General features: G+C 66.1%; 21 protein-coding genes. 8 read left to right on the top strand and 13 right to left on the bottom strand.

Annotation, left to right across the window (positions count from 1 at the left end):
* From O3301_RS02245 to purT, 3 genes are read right to left on the bottom strand one after another with little or no spacing between them, the layout of a single operon-like run.
* Complete coding sequence (locus tag O3301_RS02245) at nucleotides 1-447, bottom strand: DUF6678 family protein (RefSeq protein ID WP_289915072.1); 447 nt, start codon at nucleotides 445-447, stop codon at nucleotides 1-3.
* Nucleotides 444-1,178: a DUF6058 family natural product biosynthesis protein gene (locus O3301_RS02240; protein ID WP_305055387.1), complete on the bottom strand. Its 735-nt coding sequence runs from the start codon at nucleotides 1,176-1,178 to the stop codon at nucleotides 444-446. The genes O3301_RS02245 and O3301_RS02240 overlap by 4 nt, the downstream gene beginning before the upstream one ends.
* Before the next feature lie 43 nt (nucleotides 1,179-1,221).
* Nucleotides 1,222-2,454 carry a formate-dependent phosphoribosylglycinamide formyltransferase gene (gene purT / locus O3301_RS02235; RefSeq protein WP_305055386.1) on the bottom strand — a complete coding sequence of 411 codons (1,233 nt, stop codon included), beginning with the start codon at nucleotides 2,452-2,454 and terminating at the stop codon, nucleotides 1,222-1,224.
* 175 nt (nucleotides 2,455-2,629) lie between these two features.
* Between purT and O3301_RS02230 the strand changes: the two genes are divergently transcribed.
* The 3 genes from O3301_RS02230 (at nucleotide 2,630) to O3301_RS02220 (ending at nucleotide 6,654) form a co-directional block, all read left to right on the top strand.
* Nucleotides 2,630-3,136, top strand: a complete 507-nt coding sequence (locus O3301_RS02230) for a sigma-70 family RNA polymerase sigma factor (RefSeq protein ID WP_305055385.1) — start codon at nucleotides 2,630-2,632, stop codon at nucleotides 3,134-3,136.
* On the top strand, nucleotides 3,103-4,080 hold the full coding sequence (locus O3301_RS02225) for a FecR domain-containing protein (RefSeq protein ID WP_305055384.1): 978 nt from the start codon (nucleotides 3,103-3,105) through the stop codon (nucleotides 4,078-4,080). The genes O3301_RS02230 and O3301_RS02225 overlap by 34 nt, the downstream gene beginning before the upstream one ends.
* 66 nt (nucleotides 4,081-4,146) lie before the next feature.
* The gene (locus O3301_RS02220) at nucleotides 4,147-6,654 is read left to right on the top strand and encodes a TonB-dependent siderophore receptor (RefSeq protein ID WP_305055383.1); all 2,508 of its coding nucleotides are present in this window, start codon (nucleotides 4,147-4,149) and stop codon (nucleotides 6,652-6,654) included.
* On the opposite strand, the gene O3301_RS02215 is transcribed toward O3301_RS02220, so the two are convergent.
* From O3301_RS02215 to O3301_RS02190, 6 genes are all read right to left on the bottom strand, one after another.
* Nucleotides 6,651-7,148 (bottom strand): VOC family protein, encoded by a 498-nt coding sequence (locus tag O3301_RS02215; protein ID WP_285817014.1) that lies wholly within the window; start codon nucleotides 7,146-7,148, stop codon nucleotides 6,651-6,653. The two genes, O3301_RS02220 and O3301_RS02215, sit on opposite strands and share 4 nt — an antisense overlap.
* 67 nt (nucleotides 7,149-7,215) lie before the next feature.
* Entirely contained in the window at nucleotides 7,216-8,655 is a 1,440-nt protein-coding gene (locus O3301_RS02210; protein WP_305055382.1) for a TolC family protein, read from the bottom strand.
* Nucleotides 8,645-9,988, bottom strand: coding sequence for an HlyD family type I secretion periplasmic adaptor subunit (locus tag O3301_RS02205; RefSeq protein WP_305055381.1), 1,344 nt, complete (start codon nucleotides 9,986-9,988; stop codon nucleotides 8,645-8,647). The genes O3301_RS02210 and O3301_RS02205 overlap by 11 nt, the downstream gene beginning before the upstream one ends.
* The gene (locus O3301_RS02200; protein WP_305055380.1) at nucleotides 9,985-12,174 is read right to left on the bottom strand and encodes a type I secretion system permease/ATPase; all 2,190 of its coding nucleotides are present in this window, start codon (nucleotides 12,172-12,174) and stop codon (nucleotides 9,985-9,987) included. The genes O3301_RS02205 and O3301_RS02200 overlap by 4 nt, the downstream gene beginning before the upstream one ends.
* Nucleotides 12,175-12,263: 89 nt before the next feature.
* Nucleotides 12,264-15,302 (bottom strand): calcium-binding protein, encoded by a 3,039-nt coding sequence (locus O3301_RS02195; protein ID WP_305055379.1) that lies wholly within the window; start codon nucleotides 15,300-15,302, stop codon nucleotides 12,264-12,266.
* A gap of 291 nt (nucleotides 15,303-15,593) precedes the next feature.
* Nucleotides 15,594-16,514 (bottom strand): LysR family transcriptional regulator, encoded by a 921-nt coding sequence (locus tag O3301_RS02190; protein ID WP_305055378.1) that lies wholly within the window; start codon nucleotides 16,512-16,514, stop codon nucleotides 15,594-15,596.
* A 109-nt stretch (nucleotides 16,515-16,623) separates the two neighbouring features.
* Between O3301_RS02190 and O3301_RS02185 the strand changes: the two genes are divergently transcribed.
* Nucleotides 16,624-18,117, top strand: a complete 1,494-nt coding sequence (locus O3301_RS02185; protein ID WP_305055377.1) for an MFS transporter — start codon at nucleotides 16,624-16,626, stop codon at nucleotides 18,115-18,117.
* Between the two features lie 111 nt (nucleotides 18,118-18,228).
* Here the strand turns inward: O3301_RS02185 and O3301_RS02180 are convergent, their stop codons facing one another.
* The 3 genes from O3301_RS02180 to O3301_RS02170 all read right to left on the bottom strand — a co-directional run bounded on the left by O3301_RS02180 (nucleotide 18,229) and on the right by O3301_RS02170 (nucleotide 21,154).
* Nucleotides 18,229-18,765 carry a CPBP family glutamic-type intramembrane protease gene (locus tag O3301_RS02180; protein WP_099664098.1) on the bottom strand — a complete coding sequence of 179 codons (537 nt, stop codon included), beginning with the start codon at nucleotides 18,763-18,765 and terminating at the stop codon, nucleotides 18,229-18,231.
* A 107-nt stretch (nucleotides 18,766-18,872) separates the two neighbouring features.
* Nucleotides 18,873-20,453, bottom strand: a complete 1,581-nt coding sequence (locus O3301_RS02175) for a methyl-accepting chemotaxis protein (protein ID WP_305055376.1) — start codon at nucleotides 20,451-20,453, stop codon at nucleotides 18,873-18,875.
* Nucleotides 20,454-20,719: 266 nt separating this feature from the next.
* A complete protein-coding gene (locus O3301_RS02170; RefSeq protein WP_305055375.1) occupies nucleotides 20,720-21,154 on the bottom strand; it encodes a hotdog fold thioesterase in 435 nt (144 codons plus the stop codon).
* Between the two features lie 143 nt (nucleotides 21,155-21,297).
* On the opposite strand from O3301_RS02170, the gene lpxO reads away from it, so the two are divergent.
* From lpxO to fdx, 4 genes are all read left to right on the top strand, one after another.
* Nucleotides 21,298-22,197: a lipid A hydroxylase LpxO gene (gene lpxO, locus O3301_RS02165; protein ID WP_099664101.1), complete on the top strand. Its 900-nt coding sequence runs from the start codon at nucleotides 21,298-21,300 to the stop codon at nucleotides 22,195-22,197.
* 83 nt (nucleotides 22,198-22,280) lie between these two features.
* On the top strand, nucleotides 22,281-22,694 hold the full coding sequence (locus O3301_RS02160) for a DUF6331 family protein (RefSeq protein WP_305055374.1): 414 nt from the start codon (nucleotides 22,281-22,283) through the stop codon (nucleotides 22,692-22,694).
* Between the two features lie 43 nt (nucleotides 22,695-22,737).
* Complete coding sequence (locus O3301_RS02155; RefSeq protein ID WP_305055373.1) at nucleotides 22,738-23,370, top strand: carbonic anhydrase; 633 nt, start codon at nucleotides 22,738-22,740, stop codon at nucleotides 23,368-23,370.
* Between the two features lie 89 nt (nucleotides 23,371-23,459).
* The gene (gene fdx / locus O3301_RS02150) at nucleotides 23,460-23,792 is read left to right on the top strand and encodes an ISC system 2Fe-2S type ferredoxin (RefSeq protein ID WP_289905099.1); all 333 of its coding nucleotides are present in this window, start codon (nucleotides 23,460-23,462) and stop codon (nucleotides 23,790-23,792) included.
* Nucleotides 23,793-23,825: 33 nt separating this feature from the next.
* Here the strand turns inward: fdx and O3301_RS02145 are convergent, their stop codons facing one another.
* Nucleotides 23,826-25,874: a M13 family metallopeptidase gene (locus O3301_RS02145; protein ID WP_305055372.1), complete on the bottom strand. Its 2,049-nt coding sequence runs from the start codon at nucleotides 25,872-25,874 to the stop codon at nucleotides 23,826-23,828.
* Between the last annotated feature and the right edge of the window lie 59 nt (nucleotides 25,875-25,933).

Raw genomic sequence — 25,933 nt, 5'->3', positions numbered from 1 at the left:
TTAGTCGGCAGGTGGAAAGTCATGATAGGAACGGGGCAGATAGCCCCAGATGCGCGCCACCCGGTCGCGCACCTCGAAATCGAAGCCGATGCGTGCCAGTTCCGGCACGATCCACACGCCATGGTCGATGATTTTCTTGGGCAGCAGCATGCCCACGTGTTCTTCCGAATACAGGCTGATGTCGAACCATTCCACGCCCAGGAAGGGGAACGGCGGGTGGTAATCCCATTCCGTATCCCAGCGCGAGACATAGCCGGTGACGGAGCCGTAGCGGTAGGACGGCGCCCAATCGGGCTGCCCGCGCATGAAGGCCAGCAACGCGTTCCACTTGCAGTCGTTGGCGGCGCCGGCCAGGTTGCGCCGCGCGATGTGGCCGCGCAGCTTGCGCTTGACATCGTCGCCGCCCGCATCGGCCTGCGGCAGGCTGTGCGTCGCTGATGCCGTCATGCGGGCGTCTCCTGCGCGTCGCTCACGCGGAGGTTCGCCCGCAGATCCTCGACCAGGCGCTTGCGGCTGCTCAAGGCGTACTCGATGGGCGAAAAAGGCATGGCGGCCGCCGCATAGGCATCGATCAGCGCATGCATCTGCTGCGCCTGCGCTTGCGAGAACAGCGCCTGCGCTTGCGAGAACAACGTCTTGCTGCCATTCCCGCTTTGCTGCGCGAGCTTTTCCTGCAACACTTCCTTCCAGGCGATGTGCGCCTCGGACATGGGATTGGCCACGCACAGGGAAAACGTGCCGTTCAAGAAATACGTCCAGGCGCTGTCGGTGCGGGCGCGCAAGCCCTCCGCGATCGGCGCGCCCCTGTCGTCGAAACTGTCGCGCAGGCGCCAGGTCGTCAGGTTCAGGGTCGCCAGCGCGGCCCCGTAACGCGACGCAAATTGCGCCTGCAGGCGCGCTGGCGCCGTTTCCGGCCCCTCGGCGAGTGCGTGCAGCGCCACGGCGATCCAGGCCAGCTGGGACGGCGGAAAATAGCGGCCGGCCCTGGACCCGGGCGCCGCCATGACGCCAAAGACGAACGAGCACAGATTGCCACTGGCATCGACCACGTATGCCGGCGCGGGAACCAGGCGGGCCTGGATCAGGGCGTCGATTTCTTCCATGGTCATGGCGGCGGCGGCCGCCAGCTGCGTCTCGTCCAGATAGTGGTGCGCGAGATAATGATCGAGTTCCGTCATGCGCCGGCTTCCATGTTGATGACTGTTGTATCGGCCAACACGCTTACGGCGCGACCGGCTTGACCTTGGACGCGGCCAGCACGGCGCGCGCGCGGGCCGTGTCGATGTCGTCGGCCGTGGCCAGCGCCACGCCCATGCGGCGGCGGGCGAACGATTCCGGCTTGCCGAACAGGCGCAAGTCCGCGCCCGGCACGCTCAAGGCGTCGGCCACGCCTTCGAAGGCGATGCCTTTCGCTTCCAGCTGGCCGTAGATGACGGCCGAGGCGCCGGGCGAACGCAGCGCCACGTTGACGGGCAAGCCGAGGATGGCTTTCGCGTGCAGCTCGAATTCGCTCTGCACCTGGCTGGCCATGGTGACCATGCCCGTGTCGTGCGGACGGGGGCTCACTTCCGAAAACCACACCATGTCGTCCTTGACGAACAGCTCCACGCCGAACAGGCCCAGGCCGCCCAGGTTGTCCGTCACCTTGCGCGCGATCTCGCGCGCACGTTCGAGGGCCAGCGGCGCCATGCGGGCCGGCTGCCACGATTCCACGTAGTCGCCGTGCACCTGCAGGTGGCCGATCGGCTCGCAAAACTGCGTCTCGACCTGTCCCGCAGCACCCACGGCGCGCACCGTCAGCAGGGTGATTTCGTAATCGAAGTCGATGAAACCTTCGACGATGACCCGGCCCGTATCGACCCGGCTGCCGCTGGCCGCATATGCCCACGCCGCGTCCACCTCGGCGGCGCCATCGAGCTTGGACTGGCCCTTGCCCGACGACGACATCACGGGTTTCACCACGCACGGGAAGCCGATTTCCCGGCAAGCGTCCTGCAACTCCTGCAGGCTGCTGGCGAAGCGGTACGGCGACGTGGCCACGCCCAGGGTTTCGGCCGCCAGGGTGCGGATGCCTTCGCGGTTCATCGTCAGCACGGCCGCGCGCGCGTTCGGAATGCACGTGATTTGCCCGGCCGCTTCCAGCGCCGCCAGGGTATCGGTGGCGATGGCTTCGATTTCCGGCACGATCAGATCGGGCTTTTCCAGGGCTATCAAGGCGGCCAGCGCCACGCCGTCGCTCATGTCGATCACGTGCGAGCGGTGCGCCACCGGATGGCCCGGCGCGTTCGGATAGCGGTCGACGGCGATCACTTCCACGCCCAGGCGCTGCAGCGAGATGATCACTTCCTTGCCCAGCTCACCGGAACCGAGCAGCATGACTTTGATGGCGGTGGGCGACAGCGGTGTGCCGAAGGTGCGGGGCGCGATGGTGCTGCTGGTGGTGCTAGTGGTCATGGCAGGGTCTGTAGGCGGATGGAAAGATGGCTGGGACTATAACAAATGCCGGCCCGCTTGGACAGGGTGCGCCAATGGTGCAGGCGCTGGCGGCGGCACTTGCCAGCGCCCGCAGTCAATGCAATAATTGAGAATGATTCTCAATTAACCATCGCCGACCATCGTCCCAGCCGCCATGAACCCTGCCGCACCGCCCGACCTTGCCACCCTGTACCGCGCCCACCACGGCTGGCTGCAGGGCTGGCTGCGGCATAAGCTGGGCTGCGGCGCCGATGCGGCCGACGTGGCGCACGACACCTTCCTGCGCCTGCTGCAGCGGCGCGAACGGCCGCAGCCGGCCCTGCGCGAACCGCGCGCCTACCTGACGCGCATCGCGCAAGGCCTGGTGATCGACCATTACCGGCGCCGCGACGTGGAATACGCCTACCTGCAGGCGCTGGCCGCCCTGCCCGAGCAGACGGCGCCGTCGCCCGAAACGCGGCTGCTGATCATCGACACCCTGGTGCGCCTCGATACGGCGCTCGACGCCCTCAAGCCGCGCGCCAGGCTGGCCTTTTTGCTGGCCCAGCTGGACGGCTTGACGGGTCCCGCCATCGCCGCCAGGCTCGACGTCTCGCTGGCCACCGTCGAGCGCGACCTGGCCAGCGCGTGGCGCGCCTGCTACCGCGTGTATTTCCAGTGACGGCCGCCTTGCAGGATGACCCCGTCGAGCAAGCGATCGCCTGGGCGGTGCGCCTGCAGATGCACGGCGCCACGCCGGACGCCCTGCAGTCGCTGCAGCGCTGGCGCGATGCCGATCCCGGCCACGAACAGGCGTGGCAGCGCCTGGCCGCCATCGGCGATCAATTCTCGGGCTTGCCGCCGGAAGCGAGCCGCGCCACCCTCGACGCCAGCCTGGCGCGCCGCCGCCAGCGCCGCCAGGCCTTGAAAGTGCTGGCCGGCATCGGCTTTGCCGGCACGGCCGCCTGGTTCGCCATCGATACGCAGGCCGACTACCGCACGGGCACGGGGCAGCGCCTGGCCGTGCGCCTGCCGGACGGCAGCTTGCTGCACCTGAATGCGGGAACGGCCGTCAGGCTGCGCTTTGACGGCAAGCAACGGCTGCTGACCTTGCTGCATGGCGAGCTGGCCGTCACCACGCAAGCCGACCCGCAGCGCCGGCCGTTTCTCGTCGACACGGGCGAAGCGCGCATGCTGGCGCTGGGCACGCGCTTCACGGTGCGCCGTCTCGCCGGCGCCGACGGCATGCTGACGCGCCTGGCCGTGCAGGAGCATGCGGTGCAGCTGCAGGCAGGTACAGGCGTGGCCAGTCCCGTGCTGGTGCGGGCCGGCGACAGCGTCGTGACGGATGGCGCGCGCACCTGGCGCGAGCCGGTCCATGACGATCCGGCCGCCTGGCTCGACGGCGTGATTGCCGCGCGCGACATGCCCCTGGGCCAGCTGGTGGCCGAACTGGCGCGCCACCGGCACGGCTTGCTGCTGTGCGACGCCGATATCGCCAGCTTGCCCGTCTCCGGCGTCTTCCAGCTGGACGACCCCGAGCGTGCCCTGCGCGTGCTGCTGCAGACGCAGCCCATCGTGGCCGTGTACCGCACGCGCTTCTGGGTCACGCTGAAAAAAGCGTAAAAAAGATGAGGGGATCGGGCTGGCCGCACGGCATACAGCTTGATACCCCCCAACTTGATAGCGATTATGAACCACTCTTTCCTGCCCTGCCCCCAGCCATTTCCCCCACTTCCCGCCCGCTTTCCTGCCCGGTCTCCCGCCCGCTCCCGCCTGGCCGGCGCCGTCGCCGGCGCCCTGCTGCTGCTCGGCGCGGCGCCCGTCCTGGCCCAGCACAAGCCGCCGCAGGCCAGCAGCGCCAGCGCCACGTACACCCTGCAGATCGCCGCCGGCCCGCTCGATGCGGCGCTGGAACAGCTGGCGCGCAAGGCGGGCCTGACGCTCACCTACCAGGCGGCCGAGGTGCGCGGCTTGCGCACGGCCGGCCTGGCCGGCAACTACAGCGCGGCGGCCGGCCTCGATGCGCTGCTGGCCGGCAGCGGCCTGGCGGCGCTGCGGCTGGCGCCCAACGATTTCGTCCTGCGCCCCCTGCCCAGGTCGGCGAACGCGGCGGCCGATGGCGCGCAGAAACTGGCCGAAATCACGGTCACGGCCGGCGGCGAGCCGGCGCTGGAAACGGAAGGCAGCGGCGCCTATGCGGCGGCGCTGGCCGGCACGGCCACGCGTTTTACCCTGTCGCCGCGCGAAACGCCGCAATCGCTGACCGTCATCACGCGCCAGCAGATGGATGATCAGGGCGTCCTGAGCCTGGCCGACGTGCTGCAGCAGACGCCGGGCGTGACCGTCTCGCACGACGATACGGAGCGCTACAACTACTATGCGCGCGGCTTCAGCCTGAACAGTTTCCAGTATGACGGCGTGCCCACCTTCGATTTCAGCACCAATTCGAACGGCCTGGGCATCCGCGACATGGCCATCTACGACCGGGTGGAAGTGGTGCGCGGCGCGAATGGACTGATGAGCGGCGCCGGCAGCCCGGCCGGCGCCGTCAACCTGGTGCGCAAGAAACCCACGCGCCAGTTCCAGGCGTATGCGCAGGCGGGCATCGGCAGCTGGGACCGCTACCGCGCGGAAGCCGATGTCTCCGGCCCCTTGAATGCGGACGGTTCCGTGCGCGCGCGCCTGGTGGCCGCGCACCAGGAGCACGGCTCCTACATCGACTATTACCAGCAGGACAAGAGTGTGGTGTACGGCGTCATCGAGGCCGATGTGACGCCGCGCACGCGCGTGCTGGCCGGCATCGATTACCAGAAAATCGATTCGAAGGGGTCGTCGTTCGGCCAGAATCCCCTGTTTTACGCCGATGGCAGCCGCACGCGGTTCGCGCGCGCCTTCAACCCCGCCGCGCGCTGGACGGACGCGGGCAGCACCAGCACGCGCGTGTTCGCCGCCGCCGAGCACCTGTTCGACAACGGCTGGCAAGTGAAGGCGGAAGCGAGCCACTGGAAAGGCGATACGGACCAGTTGCAGGCGAACATCATCAGCTGGGGGCCGTATCCAAACCCGGCCACGGGCCTGGCCACCGTGCAGCGGGGAGCGAAAACCTATGTCATCGACAGCAATTCGCTCGATGCGTACGCGACGGGACCATTCCAGTGGCTGGGCCGCCAGCATGAACTGGTGCTGGGCGTCAACGCCAGTCACCGCACGTCCGACTACCTGGCGTATGGCGGCGGCAATGTGGAAACCGATTACCGCCACTGGAACAACGATGTGCCATTGCCGGCGAGCATGGCCGTCAGCCTGACGCAAAAATACAGCTTCAAGGAGTACGCGGCGTACGGCGCGGCCCGCTTCAAGCCGGCCGATGGTCTGTCGCTGATCGTCGGCAGCCGCCTGAACAGCTACGAGCGCACGGGCGACCTGATCTACGGATGGGGCGGCACGGGCCGCGACGACGCGAAGGAAAAACACCGGCTGGTGCCGTATGCGGGCGCCGTCTACGACTTGAACGGCACGTATTCCGCGTATCTCAGCTATGCAAGCATCTTCGAGCCGCAATCGGTCAGCGACGCGAATGCCAGGGCGCTGCCGCCCACCACGGGCAAATCCTGGGAAAGCGGCATCAAGGGCGAGTTTTTCGAGCGCAAGCTGAACGCCAGCGTGGCCATCTTTCACATCCAGCAAGACAACCTGGCCGATTACGTGGGCACGGACGCCAACGAGCGGGAAGTCTACCGCCCCATCGACGGCACCACCACGCGCGGCGTGGAGCTGGAAGTGGCGGGCCAGTTGTTGCCGGGCTGGCAAGTGCAGGCGGGCGCGACGTTCAGCCGCCCGCGCGACAAGGATGGCCGGCGCATCGATACGACGCGCCCCGAACGCAGCGTCAAGCTGGCGACCAGCTACCGCCTTGGCGGCGACTGGCGCCGCTTGAGCGTGGGCGGCAATATCAACTGGCAAGGTCGGACGTATTACCACACCGTCCTGACGGGCGACGTGCCGGCGCGCGCCGACGAAGGCAGCTTTGGCGTGGCGGGACTGATGGCGCGCTACGAGTTCAGCAAGGGGCTCAGCGCCGTGCTGAATATCAATAATGTCTTCGACAAGCGTTACTACAGTGGCTACGGCCTGTACGGCAGCGGCTACTATGGCGATCCGCGCAACGCGCAGCTGACCTTGCGGGCCAGCTTCTAACCGGCGTACGCCCGCTTGATCTCGTCAATGTCGATCTTTTTCATGCCCATCATGGCCTTCATCACCCGTCCGGCCTTGACGGGATCGGGATCGGTCAGCAGCTTGATCATGAGGGTGGGCACGATTTGCCAGGACACGCCGAACTGGTCCTTGAGCCAGCTGCATTGCTGCGCTTCCGGCGGCCCCCCTTCGGACAGCAGGCGCCAGTAATGGTCGACCTCGTCCTGGGTTTCGCAATTGACCTGGAACGAGATCGCCTCGGAAAACTGGAACAGGGGGCCGCCATTCAAGCCCGTGAACGTCTGGCCATCCAGCTCGAAGGCCACCGTCAGCACGCTGCCCGGCTCCTGGCCGTGGATTTCCCTGCCCTCTTCGCCATAGCGCAGGATCTGGCCGATCTTTGAATTGGGAAATATTTCAGTGTAAAACCGGGCCGCCGCCTCGGCGTTGCCGTTGAACCATAAACATGGGGTAATCTTTTGTACGCTGTGCATGATGTCTCCCTTGGCCGAAGTAGAAACACCTTCCCTGTGCGGGAAGGCCAGTGCTCCATCATAGTCACTATCGCGCCGTCGAGGCGCGCAATTTGCCGCCGCCTGTGCCGCCGCTTGCGCCCCCCTTTTGCGCGATATCGGCGCGTCCCAGCATGCCGGCGCTGGCCAGCAGCCGCAGCCGGGCCGAGCGCCATTCAGCCTGGCAACGAATGCGCTCCTGCTGCGCTTCCAGCAGCGCCGACTGCGTATTGAGCATTTCCAGGATGTCCGCCGCGCCCAGGCCGAACTTGCGCTGCACGCTGGCCAGCGCGTCCTGCGCCGCGTCCAGCCATGTCTGCGCCGCGGCCAGGTTGGCCAGGGCCGTGCTCGCCTCCGCATGCGTCCTGACCAGGTCCATCAGGGTCTGCTGCTGCACCTCCTGCGCCTCCGCCTCCCTTTGCTCGGCCTGCGCCTGCGCGCCGCGCACCTTGTAGTGGCGCGCAAAACCGTCGAACAGGGGGATGTTGAGCGAGATGCCCACCAGCGTTTCGCGCGTGGAAGCGGGCGACAGGCCCTGGTTGGGGCGGCCGTTCTGGTACAGATTCGCCGTCAGGTCGATACTGGGCCGGCCTTCCGAGCGGGCCACGGCCACCCGTTCGCGTGCGGCCGCCAGCTGCGCCTGCGCCGCCACGATGGCCGGATGCCGTTCCCTGGCCAGCGCCAGCCAGGCGCTCAAGTCGTCGCGCAAGCCCGCGTTCAAGCCCGCCCCGGCGCCATCCCCGTCGTCGTCCACGAGCACCGCCGTGCCGGCCGGCAAGCCCAGGGTGTACACCAGCACGGCGCGGGCCTTGCGCTCGTCGCCGTCGGCGCGGCTGGCGCCCAGGGCCGCCTTGGCCAGCGCGCTCGTCGCCTGCAGGGTATCGCTGTGCGAGCCCAGGCCCCGCTGCGCGCGCCGCTGCGTCGCCTGCACCGTTTCCTGGGCCAGCGCCTCGTATGCCTGCCGCATCTGCACGCTGGCGCGCGCCGTCTGCGCGTCGAAATACGCGCTGACCGTCGCCGCCAGGGTCTTTTGCAGCACGGCGTCGCGGTTGGCCAGGGCCGCATCGAGCAAGGCCTGGGCCGACCGCCGGCCCGCCGCGCGCCCGCCAAAGTCGAACAGACGCCAGGACAGGCTGAGCGAACCCGTATTGCTGTCCAGGCTGCTGGAAGCCGTTCTGGCGCCGGGATAGGCCGTGCGGTCATGCACGCGGCTCAGGCTGCCGTTCAGGGTGGGCAGATAGGCGGCCCTCGCTTCGCCCACGCCGGCTGCCTGCAGCCGGATGCCGGCCCAGGCGCCGTGCACCTGCGCGTTGCGGCACAAGGCCAGGTCGACGGCCGCCGGCAAGCTCAGTGGCACGCTCAATGGTACTTCGGCCTCCCAGCTAGACGGACATGGCGCGGCGGCGGGCTCCACCGGCGCCTGCGCCCGCACGGGCAAGGTCCCCAGCAAGGCGGCGGCCAGCAAGGCGGCGCGGCATCTAGCGTTCATGCAGCGCCTCCTTCTGGTGCTGCACCAGCGGCGAGAGCACGTATTCGATCACGCGCCGCGTGCCCGTGCGGATTTCCGCGCGCACGGCCATGCCGGCCGACAGCGGCACCAATCTGCCGTCGACGGCGATGGCCGGCTGCTGCAGCGTGATCCTGACGGCGTAGACGAGGCCCTTCTTCTCGTCCTCGATGGCGTCGCGCGACACGCTGCTGACGACGGCGGGCACGGTGCCATACTTTGTGTAGTCGAAGGCGTCGACCTTGACGGCGACCGCCTGCCCTTCCTGCACGAAGCCGGCGTCGCGGTTTTCCAGCATGGCGTCGATTTCCAGCCTGCCCTGGCGCGGCACGATCTGCATCAGCGCCTGCGCGGCCGGCACCACGCCGCCCACCGTATGCAGCTTGAGCTGCTGCACCGTGCCGTCGACGGGGGCCGTCAAGCGCAGCAGGCTGCCGCGGGCGCCGGCGCGGCGCGCATCCTGGCCGCTGGCGGCCGCCACCCTGGCCCCTTCCGCCAGCGCGTCGTACGCATCCTTGCGCGTCTGCGCGACCAGCGCCGCCCGTTCGCTGCGGGCCGACCCCAGCTGGCCGGCCAGGTCGATGCGCGCCTGCTCCTTTTCCAGCCACGCGTGTTCGGCCACGTCGCGCGTGGCCGCCAGCGCCTTGTAGTCGCCAGCGCGCTGCACCGCCAGCGGCAGCGCCTGCGCATAGCGGGCGATTTCGCCCTCGAGATGGGCCAGCCTGGCGCGGAAACTCGCGTACTGGCCATCCACATGCGCCTGCGCGGCGGCGACGTCGGCGGCGGAAGCCTCCGCGGGCGGCGCCAACTTCGGCGCGCGCACGGCGTCGACGGCGGCGATCAGCGCGCGCGAGCGGGCCATCTGCAGCGCGGCCGCCACGGCGTCGCCGGCGGCCTTGTCGCGCTCCGCGTCGGGGCCGCGGCTGTCGAGCTCCACCAGCAGCTCGCCCGCTGTGACGGCTTGCCCTTCCCGCACGTGCAGGGCGCGCACGGCGGCCACGTCGACGGAAGCGATGGTCTTGGTATTGCCGGAGGGAATGATCTTGCCCGCCGCATTGACGATGATGTCGACCTTGCCGAAGACGGCCCACAGCACCACGCAGCCGACGAGCAGCATCAGCACGCGCGCCGTGAAGCGCAGCGACGGCGACACGGGCCGCTCCTGCAGCGCCAGCGCGGCCGGCAGGAAGGCTGCCTCATCCTCGCTCAGCACGGGTCCGCCCAGGGTGGCGCGGATGCGCCAGCTGTGCCGCAGCATCTGGCCGTAGCGGGCCAGCAGTTCGCCGTACGCGGCCAGGCGGTGGCCGGCGCTCATGCGGCGCTCCCGGTCGTTCCCTGCTGCAAGCCGTACAGGTGGGCATAGATGCCGTTCGGCCTGGCCAACAGCTCCTTATGCGTGCCCAGTTCGGCCACCTGGCCCCGCTCCATGACGACGATGCGGTGCGCCTCGCGCACGGCCGACAGGCGGTGGGCGATGATCAGCACGGTGCGCCCCGCGCAAATGCCGCGCATATTGTCCTGGATGATTTTTTCCGACTCGTAGTCGAGCGCGCTCGTCGCCTCGTCGAAAATCAGGATGCGGGGATTGCCGACGAGGGCGCGGGCGATGGCGATGCGCTGGCGCTGGCCGCCCGACAGGCCCGTGCCGTGCTCGCCCACCATGGTGTCGTAGCCTTCTGGCAACTCGCAGATAAAATCGTGGGCGCCTGCCAGTTTCGCCACGGCAATGACGGCGTCGATGGGCAGCGCCGGGTCGCTCAGCGCGATATTGTCGCGCACGGAACGGTTGAACAGAATGTTTTCCTGCAGCACCACGCCGATCTGGCGCCGCAGCGAGGCCGTGTCGATGACGGCGATATCCTGCCCGTCGATCAGCACCCTGCCCCGTTCGGGGATGTACAGGCGCTGCGCCAGCCGCGTCAGGGTGCTCTTGCCGGAGCCGGAACGCCCGACGATGCCGATCACTTCGCCGGGCGCGATGGCGATCGACACGTCGCGCAGCACCTCGGCCGCGTCGGGCCGGTAGCGGAAACCCACCTGCTGGAATTCGATGGCGCCCGCGATGCGCGGCATGCGCGCCTTCTGGCTGCCCCCGTTCAAGCCGCCGGATTCCGTGCGGGCATTCAGGATATCGCCCAGCCGGCTCATGGAAATGCCCACTTGCTGGAAATCGTTCCACAGCTGCGCCAGGCGCAGGATGGGCGAGGCCACCTGCCCCGCCAGCATATTGAAGGCCACCAGCTCGCCCACCGTCATTTTCCCGTCGATGACGAGGGTGGCGCCCCACCACATGATGGCGGCCGTCACCAGTTTGCTGACGAGGGTGACGCCGCCGCTGGCCAGCATGCCGATGTTGTTCGCCGACAAGCCCGCCGACACGTAGCCGGCCAGCTGCTTTTCCCACTGCTGCTGCCAGCGGGGCTCGACGGCCATGGCCTTGACCGTGTCGACGCCGCTGATCGTTTCGACCAGGAAAGACTGGTTTTCCGCGCTGCGGTTGAATTTGTCGTTCAAGCGCCCCCGCAGCACGGGCGTGAGCAGCATCGACAGGGCCGCATACACGGGAATCGAGGCCAGCACGATCACGCTCAGCGCGGCGCTGTACCACAACATGGCGGCGATGAAGATGAAGGAAAACAGCACGTCGAGCACCAGGGTCATGGCGTTGCCGGTGAGAAACGAGCGTATGCTTTCCAATTCATGGATGCGGGCCACGGAATCGCCCACGCGGCGCGCCTGGAAATACGCGATCGGCAAGGCCAGCAGGTGGCGGAACAGGCGCGCGCCCAGTTCCACGTCGATCTTGCTGCTGGTGCGCGCAAAGACATAGGTGCGTATCTGGCCCAGCACGGCCTCGAAGACGATGGCGCACACGAGGCCGATGGCCACCACGTTCAGGGTCTGCATGGCGTGGTTGACCAGCACCTTGTCCATCACCACCTGGAAAAACAGGGGCGTGGCCAGGCCGATCAGCTGCAGCACGAAGGAAATCAGCAATACTTCGCCCAGCAGCCGGCGGTATTTGACGATGGCGGGAATGAACCAGCTGAAGTCGAAACGGGCCGTCTCGCCCGCGTAGCTGGCCTTGCTGGTGAAAAAGATCAGTTCGCCCGACCAGATGGCGAGGAAATCGTCGCGGCCCAGGATTTGCGGCGGCTGGCCCGGATGCTGGACGAGCACCTTGCTCACGCCGCCGTCGCCCGTGTCGACCTTGCCGAGGATAAAGAAACGGCCGTCGTGGCCGATGGCGATGGCCGGCAGCGGCGCCTGCGCCAGCCGTTCAGGCGCCTGGCGCACCAGCTTGGCCGTCAAGCCCAGCTGTTTTGCGGCCAGCAAGACGGTTTGCCGCGTGAACACGGACTGGCCGAATGCGTGCTTGAGCTGGGCGCCGTCGGCAGCGATGCCATGCAGGCTGGCCATCAGCAGCAGCGACAGCAAGCCCGTGTCGGGCGCGGCAGGTTCCAGGGGGGACGTATCGTGGCGATATGAAAATGCGGTCATCGGATCATGTCAGAAATTCAATGGCGCAGCCTGGCCGGCACGTGCAAAGCCGGCCTGGCTGCGTAAGTGGCACTACGGCTAGCTAGCCGTTAGTGGGCCGCCGCCAGCTGGATCTGCGACGCCGGGCCGCCATGGGCCGACCACGGCGCCGATGCGGCCGCAGGCACGGCAAAGCCGGCCATCGCTTGCACCAGCTGCGCGGCATCCGCTTGCCAGCCGGCAAAGCCGCCCGAGCTGGCGGCCTGGGTTTGTTGCGCAGCGCGCCAGTTCTGCGCCAGTACGGGCGCCAGGGTCGCGGCCGTGCCGGCAGGCAAGGTGAGCTGGCCAGCCGGCGGCGGCGTCAGGCCCGCCATCGCCTGCACGAGTTTTTGCACGTCGCTGCCCAGCAAGACGCGGCCATCGGCCATGCGGAATTCCTCGATGCGCCGCTCCGCGCTCTCGTACCAGCCGGTGACGGTGATCTTGTCGCTGGTGCCGATGGTGCTCACTTCCAGAGCCGTGCCCACCTGGCGGAACCACAGCTGCTCGGCGCTGACCCCGGCCAGGAAGGACACGACATCGCGGCTGCCCGCCTCGTTGGCCTCGTTGATCATGTCGGCGCCGTCGCCGCGGGCGAAGATATAGGTATCGTTGCCCAGCGTGCCGGCCAGGACGTCGTCGCCCTTGCCGCCCTGCAAGATATCGTTGCCCAGGGCGCCCAGCAGGGTGTTCTTCAGTTCATTGCCGATCAGCACGTCATCGAACTTGCTGCCGACGACCGCGTTGAAATTGGCCACCACATCCACGCCCGGACGCGCGGCCAGTGCCGTGCCTACGGCTGCGAAGGCAACCGTCGCGCCAGCGCTTGCGTTGACGTAATTGAGCGCGTTGCCCGCACCGCCGCCGTCGAGCACGTTGCCGCCGGGGGTAGTGACGAAAAAGATATTGTTGGTGAAGGAGCTGCCCGTCACGGTCAGGCCAGAGCCCCCGAGGCGCACATTCTCGACGTTGTCGGCCACCGTGTAGTTGACCGTGGTAAACACGGTATCGTTGCCGCCGTTGTCCCGTTCGTCGATGAAATCGCCGCCGTGGTTGACGTAATACGTGTCGTCGCCGCCCAGGCCTTGCAGCAGGTCGGCGCCGGCCGTGCCATACATGACGTCGGCATTTGCCGTGCCTATGAAGGTTTGCCCCGTCGGCTGCGTGGGGCCGTTGAAGTGCCAGGCCTGGGCCAGCGCGGGCGCCAGGGCGGCGGCCGTGGCGGCAGGCAAGGTCAGCTGGCCCAGCGCCGGCGGCGCCAGGTACGCCATCGCCTGCACCAGCGATTGCACGTCGGCGCCACGCAGGACGTGGCCGGCGGCCGTGCGGAATTCCTCGATGTTCGGCGCGGCCGCGTTCCAGGCGCGGATGGTGATCTTGTCCGTCGTGCCGATGGTGCTCACTTCCAGGTCCGCGCCCACCTGGCGGAACCACAGCTGGTCGATGTTGACGCCGGCCAGGAAGGCGATGGCGTCGTAGCCGGCGTCGGCGGAAAGCTCGGTGATGACGTCGGCGCCGTCGCCGCGGGCAAAGACGTAGGTATCGTCGCCCAGGCCGCCGGCCAGCGTGTCGGCACCCTGGCCGCCTTGCAAGGTGTCGTTGCCGAGGCCGCCGGACAGGCTGTTGGCCAGTTCGTTGCCGATCAGCACATCGTCATAGGCGCTGCCTGTCACGCTGGAAATATTGACCAGCACATCGCTGCCTGGCAGGAATGCGGTACTGCCGCCGGCGGGAGCGATGGTCGCCGTGGCGCCCGCCCTGGAACCGGCATAGGTGGCGGAATTATTGTTGCCGATGCCATACAACAAGTTTCCGCCGGCTACGTCGACGTGAAAGACGTTACCGCTGCCGTTACCTGTCACACCCAGGCCCGCTGCGGCCAGGTGCAGTTCTTCGATGTTGGCGGCCATGGTGTAGTTGACGGTCGTGTAGACAGTGTCGCGGCCGCCACCAGGCTGTTCAGTTACCACGTCGTTGCCATGGTTGACGTAATAAATGTCGTCGCCGGCCAGGCCCGCCATCACGTCGGCGCCCGCCGTGCCCTTGATGATGTCGGGATTCGCCGTGCCGGTAAAAACGCCATTGGCGGGCTGGCTTGGTCCCTCGGTGCGCCAGTTCTGCGCCAGCACGGGCGCCAGGACGGTGGCTTCGTAGACATGCAAAGTCAGCTGGCCCAGCGGCGGCGGCGTCAGTCCCGCCATCGCCTGCACCATGTTTTGCACGTCGCTGCCCAGCAGCACGCGGCCGTCGGCCGTGCGGAATTCCTGGATGCGGGGCACGATGCCCTCGCTGTACCAGCCGCCGATGGTGATCTTGTCGCCGGTGCCGATGGTGCTCACTTCCAGGTTCGAACCGACCTTGCGGAACCACAGCTGGTCGGCGCTGACGCCGGCCAGGAAGGAGACGACGTTGTGCGCCCCCGCTTCGGCCATTTCGGTGATGAAATCTGCACCATCGCCACGGGCAAAAATATAGGTGTCGTCACCGCCCAAGCCAATCAGGTGATCATCGCCCTGGCCACCGCGCAAGGTATCGTTGCCAATACCGCCCAGGAGACTGTTTTTAAGTTCATTGCCGGTCAGCACATCATCGAATTTGCTGCCGATGAGGTTGGCGAAGTTGAGCAGCACGTCGCTGCCCGCTGGCGCCGTCAGAGGGTCATTCGCACCCAGCAGCGTTGCCGTCACGCCCGTGCGGGAACCGATATACACGACCGAGTTGCCCGTGCCGCCGCCATCGATCCTGTTGCCGCCGGCCGTATCGACGTAAAAGATATTATTGGTATTGGCAGTGCCCGTGACGGTCAGCCCGGCGGCGGTCAGGTAGACTTTCTCCACGTTCTCGGCCACCGTGTAATTGACGCTGGTGTACACGCTATCGTTGCCGCCGTTGGCCAGTTCGACGATCACGTCGCCGCTGTCGTTGACGTAATACGTGTCGTCGCCGGCCAGGCCTTCGAGCACGTCCGCGCCCGTGGTGCCGGTCAGCACATCCGCGTTCGCCGTGCCGATGAAGCGCTGCGGGGCGGCCGCGACACTGTTCAGGTATGCCTCGATGGCGGACATGCCGTCGGCAGCGGTGGAAGTTTGCGATGCAAATTTTTCAGTCATGTTGCAGTTTCCTGTCATTAAACGTCAAAACCAAGAGTGAATATGTCGGCGCAAGCTGACATGCAAGGCAAAAGTTCCGGCCGCCTCCACTTGCAGTTCAGCGTGCACCTTCAACGGTCCGGCACTTTCGGCGCAGGGACGGCGCGCGATTGAACGCCGCCTCGCATGCACGCCGTATTGACGTTCAAACGTGTGTAGCACTGTTATTTGTCATGCAAATGTCACACTGCATGCTGGAAGGGAGGCGGGGAAGGAAGCGCGCGGGCGCGCCCGCTGCGATGGCGTCTGGTTTCAGGCGGCTGGGAGAGAGCTCTCGCTTGACGGCCGGGCGCCAAACGTCTGGTCCTGCAGCTGCGCCACCAGGAAATCGATGAACACGCGCAAGCGCGGCGGCAGATGGCTGCTGGCCGGCCACAGCAGCCAGAATGCCGTGCGCGCCTGCGTATGCGCGTCCAGCAACGAAACCAGTTGCCCCGCCGCCAGTTCGCGCTGCACGGCGAACGCGGGCAGGTAGGCGATGCCCTGCCCTTGCAAGGCCAGGAAGACGCGCATTTCCACGCTGTTGCACACCATGCCGGACGCCGGCTGGGCCAGCGCATCCATCAGCGGCCACGGCTCCAGGCGGCCCGTGGCGGGAAAACGGTAGTCCAGGCGGGTGTGCCGCAGCAGCGCGGCGCCATCGGCGGGCTGGCCATGGCGCGCCAGGTAGGCGGGCGACGCCACCAGCAAGCGGCGGAACGTGCATAGCTTGCGCCGCATCAGGCTTGAATCGGCCAGCTCGCCCGTGCGCACGGCCGCGTCGAAGCCGTCGCTGACGAGGTTGACCATGGCGTCGGAAAAATCGAGATCGAGTTCGATGGCGGGATAGGCTTGCATGAAAGCGCCGATGGCCGGCTCGAACAAGCCGCTGTAGCGTGGCAGGCTGATGCGCAGGCGGCCGCTGGGGCCGCTGCTGGCCTCGCTCAATTCCCGCTCGGCAGCTTCCACCTCGGCCAGGATGCGCTTGCAGCGCTGCAGGAATTTTTCCCCTTCCGCCGTCAGCGCCAGGTGCCGCGTGCTGCGCTGGAACAGGCGCGCGCCCAGCCGCGCTTCCATGCGCGCCACGCTCTTGCCCACGGCCGACGAAGACAGGCCCAGCAGTCGGCCCGTGGCCGAGAAACTGCCGCTGTCGGCCACCTGTACGAACATGGCGATGCCGCCGAGACTATCCATGCGCTCCCCATTAAAGACAAATGTGTCCGATATGTTGATCAGTTTAGCCCATTTTTCTTCAGTGACGGGCGCGCCATACTTGCCGCTCCTTCTCTCCGAGCCCACTTCCATGCCCTCTTCCCCACGTTTGACGCTTGCCCTGCAAGTGCTGGCCGCCTGCCTGACAGGCTTGCTGATTCCTTTGTGCTTCACGGGCCCGGCCGTGGCGCTGCCCGCCCTCGGCGCCGAATTGCGCGGCAGCGCCGCCGCCCTGAACTGGGTCATCAATGCATACATCCTCAGCTATGGCAGCGCCATGATGGTGGCCGGCAGCCTGACGGACGTGCTGGGCCGGCGCCGCGTCTGGCTGGCGGGCCTGGCCCTGTTTTGCGCGGCCACCCTGGCCATCGCCATGGCCCCGTCCGTCGCGCTGGTCGCCGCGCTGCGCTTCGTGCAGGGCCTGGGCGGCGCGGCCGCGTTCGCCGCCGCCATGTCGTCGCTGGCGCCCCTGTTCCACGGCGCGGCGCGCAGCCGGGTGATGAGCGTGCTGGGCACGACGTTCGGCCTGGGCCTGGCCTTCGGCCCGCTGGCAGCCGGCGCCATGCTGGAACTGGCCCGCTGGCCCGCCATCTTTTACGCCACGGCCGCGCTGGGCGCCATCGGCGCGCTGCTGGTGCTGGCCAGCGTGCCGGCCGATGCGCCCCGTGCCCAAGGGCGGCTGGACTGGCCCGGCGCCCTCAGCTTCAGCGGCGCGCTGTCCCTGTTGACCCTGGGCATGTTGCTGGCACCCGAACATGGCTGGCGCAACGGCGCCGTGCAACTCTCCATCGCCTCGTCCGCGCTGCTGTTTTGCGTGTTTGTCGCGGTCGAACGCAGGACGGCGCGGCCCATGCTGGACTTGACCCTGTTCCGCCAGCGCCGCTTTGTCGCCGTGCAAGTGCTGGCCGCCTCGCCCGCCTTTTTGTTCATCGTGCTGATCGTCATGCTGCCGGGGCGCTTCATCGGCATCGACGGCGTGTCGCCGCTGGCGGCGGGACGCCTGATGATCGCCCTGGCCGCGCCCCTGCTGGTCGTGCCCATGCTGGCGGCGCTGCTATTGCGCTGGGTCAAGGCCGGCACCGTGTGCGCGGCGGGATTGCTGCTGGCGGCCGCCGGACTGGCCTGGCTGGCGCAAGTGCTGGGCAACGGCGGCACCGCCGCGCTGGCGGGACCGCTGCTGCTGGTAGGCGCCGGCATCGGCTTGCCTTGGGGCTTGATGGATGGCATGGCCCTGAACGTGGTGGACACGCCGCGGGCCGGCATGGCGACGGGCATCTTCAATACCGTGCGCATCAGCGCCGATGGCGTGGCGCTGGCCGTGGCGGGCGCCGTGCTGGCCAGCCTGATCGGCGCCGCGCTGCAGCACCAGCTGCCCGCCGGCCTGCCCGTGCTGGCCGCCGCCAGCCGCGCCGCGCTCGGTGATATCCAACAGGCAACACAACTGCTGGGCGGCCAGGAAGCGCTGCTGCGCGCCAGCTATGACGCCGCCTTCCGCCATTTGCTCAATGGCCTGGCCGTGCTGGCCGTGGCGCTGGCGGCGCTGGTGCCGTATTTACTCAAGAAAAGAGAACTTCACGACGCTTGACAAAACCGTCGCGAGCGGAAGGTAGAGGTGGTCGAGAAGCGCAACCGTACTCAGGTACGGTGAGCATCGCAGGCCATCTATACCGACGCGCAGCAGGTTTGGGCAGGCGTCCTAGGCGTCCAGGCCGTAAAACACGGCGACGAGGATGGCGATGTTATTGCAGGCGCGCGAGAATGTCGTTGTGGCGTAGGCCACGGCCACACTCGGGCCGCGGTAGCGCAGGTAGACAAAGCTGAACATGGCGCCCGACCCCAGCGCGACGATGGCGTGCAGCAAGCCGCCGCTGATGAAATGCACGATGGCCCACAGGATGGCGCCGATAAAAATGCTCAGCTGGCGGCTGGCGCCCAGGCGCCGGAGGATTTCCAGCGGCAGCAGCTGGCCGAGGAAGGTTTCCAGGATGGGGGAATAGATGACGACCCAGAACACCAGCAGGGGCAGCGACATTTCGCGCTTGAACTTGGACAAGCCCGTGTGCGCGCCCCAGTATTCAGGCGGCAACAGCCATTTGGTGAGGAACAGGATGGCAAAGCACAGCATGCAGGTGAGTAACCCCCAGCCGAGGCCGGCAAGGGCCAGCTGCAGCACGGGCGGCGCCGGGCCGTCGTCGTCCGGGCTGGAGAGATCATGGCTGCTGCGCACTTGCATGAGTAGTCCTGGCGGTGATCCAGCGCTCATTGTAGCGCGGAATACGACTGTTCGCGCATGGCTGTGGAGCGCGGCGCATGGCGCGCCGCGCTGCCGCGCTATCGGCGTCAGGCCGCCAGGCGCAGCGGACCGTTGGCCGGCTTGGCCAGTTTGAAGATGCCCACTTCCTGTTCCAGCTGCGCCGCCTGCTGCTGCAATTCATGCGCGGCGGCCGCCGCCTGCTCGACCAGGGCCGCGTTTTGCTGGGTCACGCGGTCCATGTCGACGATGGCGCGGTTGACTTGCTCGATGCCGGCGCCCTGCTCCTGCGTGGCGTGGCTGATCTCGGCCATGATGCCCGTCACCCGGCCGATGCCGGCCACCACGTCATGCATGGTGACGCCGGCCTGCTCGACGAGCAAGGTTCCCGTACCCACCTTGCTGACGGAATCGTCGATCAGCAGCTTGATTTCGCGCGCGGCGGCGCTTGACCTCTGCGCCAGGTTGCGCACTTCCGTGGCGACGACGGCAAAGCCGCGTCCCTGCTCGCCCGCGCGCGCCGCTTCCACGGCCGCGTTCAAGGCGAGGATATTCGTCTGGAAGGCGATGCTGTCGATCACGCCGATGATGTCGACGATCTTGTTCGACGAGGCATTGATCAGGCTCATGGTGTGCACCACTTCGGCCACCGCCTTGCCGCCCTGCTCCGACACCTTCGACGCTTCGCGCGCCAGGTGGTTCGCCTGCTGCGCATTGTCCGCATTCTGGCGCACGGTGGAAATCAGTTCTTCCATCGATGAGGCGACCTCTTCCAGCGAGCCGGCCTGCTGCTCCGTGCGCTGCGACAGGTCGCGGTTGCCCGAGGCGATCTCGGTCGAGGCCGTGGCGATGCTTTCCGTGCCGTGGCGCACCTTGCCGACGATGGCGGCCAGGTTGTCGCGCATGGTCTTGATGGCAAACAGCAGGCTGCTGTCGTCGCCGTGGCGCGTGTGCACGTCGATGGCCAGCTCGCCGAGCGCGATGCGCCCCGCGATCGAGGCCGCATACCCCGGTTCGCCGCCCAGCTGGCGCAGCAATCCCCGCGTGATGACGGTGGCAACAAAGATGCAAATGAGCACGCTGAGGGCGGCCAGCACGCCGATCCAGCGCAGCGACTGGCCATAGATGGCGCGCGCGGCCACGCTGGCCTGCTCCGACTCGCGCTGCACATTTTTCAGCACGGTATCGATGTCGGCGACGATCTGGCGCCGCAGGGGGCTGCACTCCTCGACGAGGAAGGTGCCGTACTGTTCCATCTGCCCCGTGGCGCGGAACTGGCGCGGACGCTGCAATTGCTGCGCCATGGTGTTCAAGCCCGCGCTGACTTTCTCGAATTGCGGATCGCCGGCGAACCGCGGCGCCAGCTTGGCCAGAGCTTCCAGGTACAGCGCCTTCTGGCTGTCGAGGATGGCCAGCTCTTTTTCGGCGGCGGCCTGGTCATGGAAGATATACGCGTTGCGGGCGGCCAGGCCCGTCTGGTCGAGCGCTTCGCGCGCCACGTACAGCGGGTCCAGTTTTTCCAGCTGTACTTTGTCTTGCGCGTCCATGGCGCCGGAGATGGCGCCGATGCGCAGCAGCGCGAAAGCCGCCAGCACCAGCATGAATACCACCAGCAGCCCGAAGCCTGCGCTCAGGCGCGCGCCTATCGTCAAACGATTGAATGACATCATTGTTGTTATTGCCCTGTAAATAAAGTTGATTGTTGCTGGTTATTTAAAAACCAGCGATCTGCTCGCCGTCGCGTTGCCTTTCCTGCATAGTGCAGGATGGTCCTCTAACTGGCGTTTTTTGGGCAGTCAGCTTCTAAATTCGGGCAATGCAGGCGCGCGGGACATACCCTGCGCCATACAACAGCACACTGAATTATAAGCGAACAGCGTTACGGATGATTCCACGCGCTCACTTTTAATGCCTTGATGCATATCAAAAAAGACAATTAACGCTGACCTTGCGTATCGATGACGGCCATGGTGATGCGCGAGATGCAGCACAGCTTGCCATCGTCGTCGGTGATGCGGATTTCCCAGACCTGGCTGGTGCGGCCCCGGTGGATCGGCGTGGCGCGTCCCGTCACCTGGCCGCCGCGCACGCCGCGCACGTGGTTGGCATTGATTTCCTGGCCCACGCTCACTTGCCGGCTGGAATCGAGGCAGGCATTCGCGGCCATGCTGCCCAGGGTTTCGGCCAGCAGCACGGAAGCGCCGCCATGCAGCAGTTTAAAAGGCTGCATGGTGCGGTGGTCGACGGGCATGGTCGCTTCGATCCAGTCGGGGCCGAAGGCGCTAAATTCGATGCCCAGGTGGCGCATGGCCGTGCCTACACTGGCGGCGTTGAGGGTGGCCAGGTCGAGCGGTGCGTGCCAGATTTCCATCGTTACCTCATATCAGTGGGGAGAACAGCCATTGTAGGACAGAGCGCTGCCGCGCGCCGCTTCATCTTTCCTTCACCGTGGCACGGGGTGGCGCCGGCATTAACTGGTTATAATTGCCCCATTCTTTAAAAACGAGGTTGTGTATGAAGTGGGCCTTGCTGGGCATTTTTGTGTTTTCTGTTTTACATATTCATTTTCGTGGCAAGGTGCGCCTGCCGTTCCGCCGCCAGATCTTCGATCACTCCTCGTTCATGGCGCCGCTGAACCTGTTCATGCACACCTTTTCCAAGGTGCCGGCCACGCCCTATTTAGCCGTCGAGCAATTCCCGGAACTGGCGCCGCTGCAGCAGAACTGGCAGATCATCCGCGATGAAGCGCTGCGCATGCAGGAAATGAAAAAGATCAAGGCAGCCGAAAAGAACAATGACGTGGGCTTCAATTCCTTCTTCAAGTATGGCTGGAAGCGTTTCTACCTGAAATGGTATGACGCGAACCACCCGTCGGCGCAACAGATGTGCCCGCAAACCTATGCGCTGCTGCAATCGATTCCCTCGATCAAGGCCGCCATGTTCGCGGAACTGCCGCAGGGCGGCAAGCTCAACCCGCACCGCGACCCGTTCGCCGGCTCCCTGCGCTACCACCTGGGCTTGCAGACGCCGAACGACGACCGCTGCTTCATCGACGTCGATGGCGAGCGCCACAGCTGGCGCGACGGCCAGGCCGTGATGTTCGATGAAACGTATATCCACTGGGCCCGCAACGACGCCGACAGCGACCGCATCATCCTGTTCTGCGACATCGAGCGCCCGATGCGCTACCGCTGGGCGCAAGCGCTGAACCGCTGGCTGGGCCGCACCCTGATGACGGCCGCCGCCTCGCCGAACGAGCTGGGCGACCAGGTGGGCGGCGTGAGCAAGCTGTTCCAGATTTCCTGGACCATGGGCCAGTACCGCCGCCGCTTCAAGGCGTGGAACAAGACGGCGTACCAGGTCACCCGCGTGGCCCTCGTCGTGGGCGTGATCGCGCTGATCTACTTTATCTAGACGCCGGCATCGCCTCTTTGACAAAAACCGCCTTCGGGCGGTTTTTTTTATAATACGATGCCACTCACCAGGAGAATCTGCAAATGACCGACCGCGACCGCCAGTACGATATCCAGATCGGCGACGATGCATGGATCGAGTTCATCAGCCTTGACGGCCGCTATGACCAGGCCATCGACATCGATGCCCTGCTGGACGGCCTGTGGCCGCTGATCTGCCGCCTGGAAACCTATTGCGTGGCCGGTTGTTGCGGCATGGATGCCTTCGATTTCACGCCCGAAGGCATCGCTGCGGCGCTGGTAGACCTTGACCGCGCGCAACTGCACGCCGCCTGCGCGCAAGCCCGCAACGCCGTGGCAGCAGCCGCCAGCGACGTCTTCACGAGCAACACGCTGAACCACATGGCCGACAAACGCGTGTTCCTGCAATTGCTCGAGCATGTCGAGCGCTGCACGGCGGCCCCTGAAACGAGGCAGCCGGCAAGCCAGCCGCGCTGACATCGGCGATAATACGGGTTCACACCACTCTCTTCTTTTATTTATGCGCGACATCATTGCCGGATTTCTACGTTTCCAGAAGGAAGTCTTTCCTGAACGCCGAGAGCTGTTCAAGACATTGGCCACGGGACAGACGCCCAAGGCCTTGTTCATTTCCTGCTCCGACAGCCGGATGGTGCCGGAACTGGTGACGCAGCGCGAGCCTGGCGAACTGTTTGTGATCCGCAACGCGGGCAATATCGTGCCCTCGTTCGGCCCGGAACCGGGCGGCGTGAGCGCGTCCGTCGAATTTGCCGTGGCGGCCCTGAATGTGACGGACATCGTCATTTGCGGCCACTCCGATTGCGGCGCGATGAAAGCCATCGCCACCTGCACCTGCCTCGATCACATGCCGGCGGTCAAGAACTGGCTGCGGCACGCGGATGCGGCGCGCATGATCAATGAATCGATCGAGCATGCGACGGAACAGGACCGCATCGACGGCATGGTGCGCGCCAATGTCGTGGCGCAACTCAACAACATCCGCACCCACCCCTCGGTGGCGCTGGGCATCACGCAAAAACGCCTGACTCTGCATGGCTGGGTGTATGACATCGAAAATGGCGCGCTCGATGCGCTCGACGAGTCCACCGGCCAGTTTGTCCCGCTGGCGGAACATCCGGCCTCGAAGCTGTAAGCGCAAGCCATCCCCGTCAGGCGCAACATTGCGCTTGACCTTGTCCAGACGGGAAGGTGCAAGGTAGCGATACTCAAGGAGATTATCGTATGCCAACCATCACCGTATTACCCCATCCCGAGCTGGCCCCCGAAGGCGCCGTGTTTGACGCGCCGCAAAACATGAGCATTTGCGACGCCTTGCTGCTCAACAAGATCGACATGGAGCACGCGTGCGGCCAGGTGGGCGCCTGCTCCACCTGCCACGTGGTCGTGGTGCAGGGTTTCGACTCGCTCAACGAACTTGGCGACAATGAAGAAGACATGCTCGACCAGGCCTGGGGCTTGCAGCCCCACTCGCGTCTGTCTTGCCAGGCGCGCATGGCGCAGGAAGACCTGACGCTCGAACTGCCCAGGTACACGCTCAACCACGCCAAGGAATAGTCCCCGGCGCGCTTGCCCGGCTACCCTAGCTGATTACCACATGATCACGCGCTGCTCGGGCGGCAGATACATCGGGTCGCCCGGCTTGATGCCGAACGCTTCGTAAAAGCCGGGCTGATTCTTGACCGTGCCCTTGGCGCGGAATTCGCCCGGCGAATGGGGGTCGCTCTTGATCTGCGCGATGGCCGCTTCCGGACGCAATTTCGCGCGCCATTTCTGCGCAAAGCCGATATACAGGCGCTGTTCGCCCGTCAAGCCATCGAGCACGGGCGACGGCTTACCGCCGAGCGAACGCTGGTACGCCTTGTAGGTGATCGACAGGCCGGAATTGTCGCCGATGTTTTCGCCCAGGGTGAGTTCGCCATTGATATGGTAGCCAGGCACGGGGCTGTAGGCGCCGTATTGCTTGACGAGCCCGGCCGCCAGCGCCTTGAAGGCCGCGCGGTCCTCTGCCGTCCACCAGTTGCGCAGACGGCCCTTGGCGTCGTATTGGCTGCCCGAATCGTCGAAGGCATGGCTGATTTCATGGCCGAAGGTGATGCCGAGCAAGCCGTAATTGACGGCGTCTTCCGCCTTCACGTTGAAGAATGGCGGCTGCAAAATGGCGGCCGGGATCGTGATGGCGTTGAGTGCCGGGCTGTAGCTGGCGTTGACGGTTTGCGGCGTCATCGACCATTCGTCGCGGTCCACCGGCTTGCCCAGCTTGGCCAGGTTTTGCTGGCGGCTCCACGCGCGCGCGGCGCGCACGTTGGCGATCAGGTCGTTCGGCTGCGTCTTCATGCTGCCGTAGTCGCGCCAGGTAGCGGGATACGCGATCTTCGGCTTCAGGGCGGCCAGCTTGAGCTGGGCTTCCTTCTTGGTTTCCGGGCCCATCCAGTCCAGCTGCTCGATGCCATCCTTGAACGAGGCGACGAAATTGTCGAACATGGCCATCACGCGGGGCCGGGTTTCCGGCGGCAAATACATTTCTACATAGCGCTTGCCGACGGCGTCGCTGATGGCGTTATCCGTGAAGCGCAGCGCCAGTTGCCACTGCGGTTCGCTTTGCGGCACGCCGCGCAGCACCGTGCCGTCGAAGGCGAAGCGCTCCTTGACGGCGGCGCTATCCAGGTAGGAGGCATAGCTTTCGATGATGCGCCAGTTCAGGTAGCTTTTCCACGCTTCCAGCGGCACGGCGGCCACCGTCTCGGCAAAACCGGTCATGAAGCTGGGCTGGCGCACCACGGCCGAGGCGACTTTCGGCGCCAGGCCGGCAGCCGTAAAGTAGGCGTTCCAGTCGAAGGCCGGCGCCAGCGCCGCGAATTTGTCGAAATCGACGCGGTTGTACGATTTGACGGGGTCGCGCATCTGCACGCGCGTCCACTGCACCGCCGCCAGGCGCGTTTCGAGGTCGAGGATTTGCGCCGCGTGCGCGCCGGCGGCCTTGTCGCCGCTCATGGCCAGCATGGTTTCGACGTGCTTGAGGTATTTGGCGCGCACGGCTTGCAGCTTGGCGTCGTCATCCTTCAGGTAATAGTCGCGGTCAGGCAAGCCCAGGCCGGACTGGCTGATGTTGACCGTGTAGCGCTCGGGGTCTTGCGCATCGGGCGCCACGTAGGCGGAAAACGGCGTGACAACGCCATTGCCTTGCAGGTAAGCCAGCAGTGCCGGCAAGTCCTTCTTGTCTTTCACGCCAGCCACGCGGGCCAGCTCGGCGCGCAGCGGCTTGAAGCCGGCCGCATTGCGCGCCTTGTCGTTCATGAAACTCGTGTACAGGTCGGCGATCTTGTGCGCCTCGCTGCCGGGCTTGCCGGGATTCTTGACGGTGGCATCGATCAGGCCGCGCAACTGGCCCTGCGCGATTTCGCGCAATTCGATATACGTGCCCCAGACGGATTTGTCGGCCGGAATCTCCGTATTGCGGGTCCAGACGCCGTTGACGTAGCCGTAGAAGTCGTCACGGGGGCTGACTGCCGGGTCCAGGGTTTTCAGGTCGATGCCGGAGACGGGTGCGGCGGCGGTAGCGCCTTGCTGGGCGTACAGCGACGGCGCAGACAAGGCGAACAAGGCGCAGCAGGCGGCGCTGATAAGCGAACGTTTCACGAAGATTCCTTTAATTGTTTTGACTTCATGTTGGGGAACATGCTGTATCCAGGCATGAG

The organism is Janthinobacterium sp. SUN211 (genome assembly GCF_030587315.1).
GTDB classification, from domain to species: Bacteria; Pseudomonadota; Gammaproteobacteria; order Burkholderiales; family Burkholderiaceae_D; genus Janthinobacterium; species Janthinobacterium kumbetense.
This window is presented reverse-complemented; position numbering and strand designations above follow the sequence as displayed.

Excerpts from the sequence above, each read along its gene's own strand:
- O3301_RS02245 (WP_289915072.1), bottom strand. The coding sequence starts at position 447 with ATGACGGCATCAGCGACGCACAGCCTGCCGCAGGCCGATGCGGGCGGC.
- O3301_RS02240 (WP_305055387.1), bottom strand. The coding sequence starts at position 1,178 with ATGACGGAACTCGATCATTATCTCGCGCACCACTATCTGGACGAGACG.
- purT (WP_305055386.1), bottom strand. The coding sequence starts at position 2,454 with ATGACCACTAGCACCACCAGCAGCACCATCGCGCCCCGCACCTTCGGC.
- O3301_RS02230 (WP_305055385.1), top strand. The coding sequence starts at position 2,630 with ATGAACCCTGCCGCACCGCCCGACCTTGCCACCCTGTACCGCGCCCAC.
- O3301_RS02220 (WP_305055383.1), top strand. The coding sequence starts at position 4,147 with ATGAACCACTCTTTCCTGCCCTGCCCCCAGCCATTTCCCCCACTTCCC.
- O3301_RS02215 (WP_285817014.1), bottom strand. The coding sequence starts at position 7,148 with ATGCACAGCGTACAAAAGATTACCCCATGTTTATGGTTCAACGGCAAC.
- O3301_RS02210 (WP_305055382.1), bottom strand. The coding sequence starts at position 8,655 with ATGAACGCTAGATGCCGCGCCGCCTTGCTGGCCGCCGCCTTGCTGGGG.
- O3301_RS02205 (WP_305055381.1), bottom strand. The coding sequence starts at position 9,988 with ATGAGCGCCGGCCACCGCCTGGCCGCGTACGGCGAACTGCTGGCCCGC.
- O3301_RS02200 (WP_305055380.1), bottom strand. The coding sequence starts at position 12,174 with ATGACCGCATTTTCATATCGCCACGATACGTCCCCCCTGGAACCTGCC.
- O3301_RS02195 (WP_305055379.1), bottom strand. The coding sequence starts at position 15,302 with ATGACTGAAAAATTTGCATCGCAAACTTCCACCGCTGCCGACGGCATG.
- O3301_RS02190 (WP_305055378.1), bottom strand. The coding sequence starts at position 16,514 with ATGGATAGTCTCGGCGGCATCGCCATGTTCGTACAGGTGGCCGACAGC.
- O3301_RS02185 (WP_305055377.1), top strand. The coding sequence starts at position 16,624 with ATGCCCTCTTCCCCACGTTTGACGCTTGCCCTGCAAGTGCTGGCCGCC.
- O3301_RS02180 (WP_099664098.1), bottom strand. The coding sequence starts at position 18,765 with ATGCAAGTGCGCAGCAGCCATGATCTCTCCAGCCCGGACGACGACGGC.
- O3301_RS02175 (WP_305055376.1), bottom strand. The coding sequence starts at position 20,453 with ATGATGTCATTCAATCGTTTGACGATAGGCGCGCGCCTGAGCGCAGGC.
- O3301_RS02170 (WP_305055375.1), bottom strand. The coding sequence starts at position 21,154 with ATGGAAATCTGGCACGCACCGCTCGACCTGGCCACCCTCAACGCCGCC.
- lpxO (WP_099664101.1), top strand. The coding sequence starts at position 21,298 with ATGAAGTGGGCCTTGCTGGGCATTTTTGTGTTTTCTGTTTTACATATT.
- O3301_RS02160 (WP_305055374.1), top strand. The coding sequence starts at position 22,281 with ATGACCGACCGCGACCGCCAGTACGATATCCAGATCGGCGACGATGCA.
- O3301_RS02155 (WP_305055373.1), top strand. The coding sequence starts at position 22,738 with ATGCGCGACATCATTGCCGGATTTCTACGTTTCCAGAAGGAAGTCTTT.
- fdx (WP_289905099.1), top strand. The coding sequence starts at position 23,460 with ATGCCAACCATCACCGTATTACCCCATCCCGAGCTGGCCCCCGAAGGC.